A 5046-nucleotide genomic window follows, 5' to 3' on the forward strand; every position below is an offset into this window, starting at 1 on the left:
TCGGCCGCGCCTAGTAGGCCACGCCGCCGACGCCGCCGTCGATGCTCATGCTGGTCAGCACGGCTTCGGATTGTTCCTCGCGGTAGGCGGTGTAGGTCTCGACAACGGTCATCGTCAGGATCTTCACGCCCGCGCCGAAGCGGCGGAGCAGGGAGCGTTCGTTGCAGTCGCGGGCCGGCTTCTGACGGCGGCAATCCACCTTGCCGCCGGGCGCGTGGTATAGCGCCTGGCCCTTGGCGCAGGCCATGGTCTCGCCCTTGGAGAAGTCAATCCGGCCTTCGTACTCCGAGATCGTCGCCTGTAGGCTGGCCCCGGCGATGCAGCGATAGAGTTCGCCGTCATAGAGATCGTTGATTTCACGGTCGGCGCGGACCTGGGAGGCCGGGTGCGGAATCTGGCGGTCGTCGATGCAGACGGCCTGAATGACCACGCGCTTGGTGCGGGTGCGGGTGGCCTGGTAGGCGACGCGCTTGACGCCGCCGCCGACGTTGAGGCCGGAGATCAGGCCGGTGGCCGAGGGGGGCGCATAACCGCCGCCGCCACCACCGCCGCCGAAGAACACCATCGCGCCCGCACCGCCGCCCGCCGATGCGCCGGCGGAAGCTCTGGCGCTGGCGTTGACCACAACGGTCGGGGCGACGAAGACGTTGACGCCTGGAATGTTGACGTTGTGCCCGGGCGTGCAGCACGGCGGCGTGCTGGGGGGCGGAGGCGGCGCGCAGCAGGTGGGCGGCGGTGGCGCGCAGCACTGCGCCAGCGCAGCTCCGCCCGCGAAGAACAGGCCCAGGCCCGCGGCCAGCCCCAGCAGTGTGATTCGCGCCTTCATAAGACGGCCCCTCCTTCAAACGTCCGTCGTCTCAGCGACAGGCCCCGGCGTTCGAAAACGCCCTGACCCCGACCTCGCGCCTGTCCCGGAGCGGGACGTTTGGCGGTTGGTCCGCATCGTTCTGCAAGGCCTGTGCGGTCGCAGCGAAGGCCGCGAAACCGGACGTGCGTCTCGATGTCGATGTTCCATTCAACAACAGAACGGTTGATAGACTATTGGCGAAGCCGCAGTCGGGCGGGCGAAAGCCCGGCCCGCGCGGACGTCGATCCGTCAGAATTCGCGGACATCATCTCGCGGGTGTTCATCCTCGGGCGCAGCGCCTCTGGGGTCTACCCCGTGCGACTGGCTGGCGATTACCTCAGCGAATTGCACGGCGGCGACCTGCGGGCGCGCAATGCGCTGTCGCTGTGGGCCGAGGCCGACCGTTTCCGCCTGCGCGCGGCGCTCGAGGAGGCGCGGCTGCGCCCTGAGCCGATCGTCGCCACCTGCGAGGTTCGCGCGGATGGCGCGGAGATGCCGATGGAGGTGTTGTTCGCCCCGCTGACCGGCGTGGCCGGCGCGCAAGACCGGTTCCTGGGACTGTATCAGCCACTGGGCTTCACCGCGAAACTGGGCGGGCGCCTGGCGCTGGATATGAAGATCCGCACGATCCGCAGCGCCGGCGCCGCCAACGAGGAGGCGCCGCGCCTGCGCCTGGCCACCCTGGACGGGCGGCGGATGGCCTGACGTCAGGTTCAGAGCGGGGCGAGCCCGGCCTTGTAGCGCCGCCAGTTGGCGACGTAGCCCACGGCCGATCGCGACAGCGTCGCGGCCTGGGCCGGGCTGATCTCGCGCACCACCTTGCCCGGTGCGCCCATGACCAGGGAGTTGTCGGGGATCTCCTTGCCCTCGGTGATCAGGCAGTTGGCGCCGATCAGGCAGTTGCGGCCGATGCGGGCGCCGTTGAGCACGATCGAGCCTATGCCGATCAGCGAATTCTCGCCCACCGTACAGCCGTGCAGCATGACCATGTGGCCGACGGTGACGTTGGCGCCGATGGTCAGGGGGACATCGGCGTCGGTATGCAGCACCGAGCCGTCCTGGATATTGGTGTTCTCGCCGATTTCGATGACGTCGTTGTCGCCACGCACGGTTGCGCCGAACCAAATCGATGCGTTCTTCTTGAGAATCACCCGGCCGATCACGACAGCGTTAGGCGCAATCCAATATTCGCCGTCTTCGGGCAACTGCGGCGCTATGCCGCCCAAGTTATAAGCACCCATCTTTCCACCCCGTTTCTCGGACAGAACGTCGCGTTTAATCGTTCATAAAGCGCCGCTACGCTTATTCTAGTCAGGCGATTCGGGGGGTCGATAGCCCTTCCGCATCCCACCGCGTCCGGCTTTCGGGCGCGGTCTCCTCTAGTCGGAGCAAAGGGTGCCGCGTTTGTCGTTCCGACGGCTCTGCCCGTCGCCAGCGTCAGGTCCAAACGAGCCACCCGGCGGCGCGTGCCGCCGCCCCTGTGTCAAAGCGTCGTTCCCAAAGGGCGGTCCATTGCGGACACGCCCTTTTTTCTTGTCCCCATGGAGGCCTTGATGACCAAGCGAGCTGTGAAACGCCACGTGCGCGAAGGCGCGTTCGACGCCGGTCAGTTCGACGATGATAACAAGGTCCGGCGCCTGCCGATCGAACGCGCCTGGTCTCCCCTCTCCCATTCCAACGACGACCGGGAACAGGGCTACCTCAAGACCATCAAGGCCAAGTCTCCTGGGCAGGAAGAGATGATCGCGGCGGTAGACGCCAAGAACTTGGTCCTGGCGCTTGGCCCGGCAGGCACGGGCAAGACCTATCTGGCGATCGCCAAGGCGGTGGAGGCGCTGGAGGCCGGCCGCGTGGGCCGCATCGTACTGTCGCGCCCGGCGGTGGAGGCCGGCGAATCAATCGGCTTCCTTCCCGGCGAGATGGAGGACAAGCTCGCCCCCTATCTGCGGCCGCTCTACGACGCGCTGTCCGACCGGCTGTCGATGAAGCGGGTGCGCGCTCTCATGGCCGAAGGCGCGATCGAGATCGCGCCGGTGGGCTTCATGCGCGGGCGCACGCTGAACAACGCCTTCGTGGTGATCGACGAGGCGCAGAACTGCACCTACGTGCAGCTCAAGATGCTGCTGACCCGGTTGGGCTGGCACTCGACCATGGTGGTCACCGGCGACCCCAACCAGTCGGACCTGCTGCCTGAGCTATCGGGACTGGGGCCGGTGGCGGCGAAGCTGGAGGCGATCGACAATATCGCGGTGGTGCGCCTGCAGGACCGCGACATCGTCCGCCACCCGCTGGTCGCCGAGATGCTCAGCGTTCTCTGAGGCGCTGAAGACCGCGGGGTCGAAAGGCTCCGCGGTTTGCCGCCTCGGCCCCATCTATCCCGCGGTTAAGACAAGTCTTCCGCCAGGATGGCCATCTCGAACATGAACGAGCCGTCCTCGTCCTCGTCCTGATAGACCACGCCGATAAACTCCTCGCCGATGTAGACCTCGCAGGAGTCCTTCTGCTTCGGCCTGGGCACCAGGGTGATTCGGGCGTTGGCGAAGGAGCCGCGCAGGTGGCCTTCGACCTTGCGGATGGTTTTCTCGTCCACGACGGGGCTCCTTGGGGACTCAGCGAGGCGAACCTAGCGGCTCGCTTGCTGCATTCCTACCTCAGATCACGTAGTCGTAGACCTCTTCGGCGAGCGTGTGGTCCATGCTGCGCGCGGGCTCGGCGCAAGTCGGGCAGTTGGTAAGCCGCGCCGGCACGCCCGCCGCGGTGCAGCCAGGGGGAACCGGCTTCAACACCACCGAGCCCGAAGCGACCTTGGCGTAATCGCCGATGATGATGTTGCCGAGGACTGTGGCGTTGGCGCCCAACAGCACGCCCTTGCCGATCTTCGGGTGGCGGTCGCCGCGCTCCTTGCCGGTGCCGCCGAGGGTCACGCCCTGCAGCATCGAGACGTTGTCGCCAATCACCGCGGTCTCGCCAATGACGATGCCGGTGCCGTGGTCGATGAACACCCCGTGGCCGATGCTGGTGGCCGGATGGATGTCGACCTGGAACACCTCGGACATGCGGCTCTGCAGATAAAGGGCGATGGTCTCGCGCCCCTGGTTCCACAGCCAGTTGGCGACGCGCTGGGTCTGCAGAGCCTGGAAGCCCTTGAAGAACAGGAACGGCTGGACGTAGCCCTTGCAGGCCGGGTCGCGCTCGAACACCGCCTTCAGATCGAGTTCGGCGATGTCCACCAGGTGCGGATTGGCGCGGTAGGCGGCGTCGGCCAGTTCGCGCAGGCTCATGGCGCGCAGCTCCTGGTCGCCGAGCTTGCGGGCGATCTGATAGGACAGGGCGTCGCCAAGGTTGTTGTGGCTGAGGACCACTGCGTTCAGCAGCGAGGCCAGCGCAGGTTCGCTGCGCGCGGCGCGCTCGGCCTCGTTGCGCAGGGAGGGCCAGACCGGCGGCGGCGTGGCCGGGTCTATGACCTCCAGGCGCTGGCTCTTCGGCTCTTCACGACCCATGCTGAACTCCTTGATCCCTCAGCCTTACCTTAACATGGCCCGCGCCAATGCGTCCGGCAACGCTCCCTCACGCGCCATATGGTAGCCGCGAAGCAACATCACCACCGTTAAGACGTCGCGCATATGTCCCGCCAGCGCCGCGTCGAGCGCTTCGCGGAACGGAACGCGCACGGTGGCCAACTGCTCCGTCTCGTCTGGCGCAGCCCCGCCGGACGCGGGGCTGAGGCCGGTGGCCAGATAGCCGAAGGCCTGCTCGTCGGTGACCGAATTGGACAATTGCAGGCGCAGCACCTCGCGCCACTCGGCCGCCTCCAGGCCGGTCTCCTCGCGCAGTTCGCGGCGGGCGCCGACCAAAGGCGCTTCGCTGAGCGGCGCGCCGCCCTCGGGGATCTCCCAGCTATAGTCGCCCAGCGGAAAGCGGTTCTGGCCGACCAGGATGATCGTTCCGTCATCATGCACGGGCAGGATGGCGATGGCGTGGTTGGCGAACCGCACGACCCCGTACAGCGCTGCGCGCCCGGTGGGCGCGACGGCGTCGTGCTCGGTCAGGCGGATCCACGGGTTGTGATAGACCGCCCGTTCGGCTGCGCTCTTCCAGGGGGTTCCATGAGCGCGCAGCCAGTTCGGTTTTTGCGACATACTCTCAACTTGCTTGCGGAAGCCGCGCCCTACCCCATAAATGGCCTACCTATCGGCATA

General features: G+C 66.9%; 7 protein-coding genes. 2 read left to right on the forward strand and 5 right to left on the reverse strand.

Features of this window, described 5'->3' with window-relative positions:
- Window positions 1-10 precede the first annotated feature (10 nt).
- On the reverse strand, window positions 11-826 hold the full coding sequence (locus tag Q8R27_RS00835) for a hypothetical protein (protein ID WP_305697226.1): 816 nt from the start codon (window positions 824-826) through the stop codon (window positions 11-13).
- A 174-nt stretch (window positions 827-1000) separates the two neighbouring features.
- Between Q8R27_RS00835 and Q8R27_RS00840 the strand changes: the two genes are divergently transcribed.
- Complete coding sequence (locus Q8R27_RS00840; protein WP_305697227.1) at window positions 1001-1552, forward strand: PAS domain-containing protein; 552 nt, start codon at window positions 1001-1003, stop codon at window positions 1550-1552.
- Window positions 1553-1560: 8 nt separating this feature from the next.
- On the opposite strand, the gene Q8R27_RS00845 is transcribed toward Q8R27_RS00840, so the two are convergent.
- The gene (locus tag Q8R27_RS00845; protein ID WP_305697228.1) at window positions 1561-2088 is read right to left on the reverse strand and encodes a gamma carbonic anhydrase family protein; all 528 of its coding nucleotides are present in this window, start codon (window positions 2086-2088) and stop codon (window positions 1561-1563) included.
- A 300-nt stretch (window positions 2089-2388) separates the two neighbouring features.
- Between Q8R27_RS00845 and Q8R27_RS00850 the strand changes: the two genes are divergently transcribed.
- Window positions 2389-3165, forward strand: a complete 777-nt coding sequence (locus Q8R27_RS00850) for a PhoH family protein (RefSeq protein WP_305697229.1) — start codon at window positions 2389-2391, stop codon at window positions 3163-3165.
- A gap of 65 nt (window positions 3166-3230) precedes the next feature.
- Here Q8R27_RS00850 and Q8R27_RS00855 read toward each other — a convergent pair whose 3' ends face one another.
- From Q8R27_RS00855 to Q8R27_RS00865, 3 genes are all read right to left on the reverse strand, one after another.
- Window positions 3231-3437 carry a DUF3126 family protein gene (locus Q8R27_RS00855; protein ID WP_305597390.1) on the reverse strand — a complete coding sequence of 69 codons (207 nt, stop codon included), beginning with the start codon at window positions 3435-3437 and terminating at the stop codon, window positions 3231-3233.
- Between the two features lie 61 nt (window positions 3438-3498).
- On the reverse strand, window positions 3499-4347 hold the full coding sequence (cysE, locus tag Q8R27_RS00860) for a serine O-acetyltransferase (RefSeq protein ID WP_305697230.1): 849 nt from the start codon (window positions 4345-4347) through the stop codon (window positions 3499-3501).
- Window positions 4348-4371: 24 nt separating this feature from the next.
- A complete protein-coding gene (locus Q8R27_RS00865; protein WP_305697231.1) occupies window positions 4372-4986 on the reverse strand; it encodes an NUDIX hydrolase in 615 nt (204 codons plus the stop codon).
- Between the last annotated feature and the right edge of the window lie 60 nt (window positions 4987-5046).

Source organism: Phenylobacterium sp., assembly GCF_030697305.1.
Classification (GTDB): domain Bacteria; phylum Pseudomonadota; class Alphaproteobacteria; order Caulobacterales; family Caulobacteraceae; genus Phenylobacterium.

Coding starts and splice junctions, on each gene's coding strand:
- Q8R27_RS00835 (WP_305697226.1), bottom strand. CDS start 826: ATGAAGGCGCGAATCACACTGCTGGGGCTGGCCGCGGGCCTGGGCCTG.
- Q8R27_RS00840 (WP_305697227.1), top strand. CDS start 1,001: ATGTCGATGTTCCATTCAACAACAGAACGGTTGATAGACTATTGGCGA.
- Q8R27_RS00845 (WP_305697228.1), bottom strand. CDS start 2,088: ATGGGTGCTTATAACTTGGGCGGCATAGCGCCGCAGTTGCCCGAAGAC.
- Q8R27_RS00850 (WP_305697229.1), top strand. CDS start 2,389: ATGGAGGCCTTGATGACCAAGCGAGCTGTGAAACGCCACGTGCGCGAA.
- cysE (WP_305697230.1), bottom strand. CDS start 4,347: ATGGGTCGTGAAGAGCCGAAGAGCCAGCGCCTGGAGGTCATAGACCCG.
- Q8R27_RS00865 (WP_305697231.1), bottom strand. CDS start 4,986: ATGTCGCAAAAACCGAACTGGCTGCGCGCTCATGGAACCCCCTGGAAG.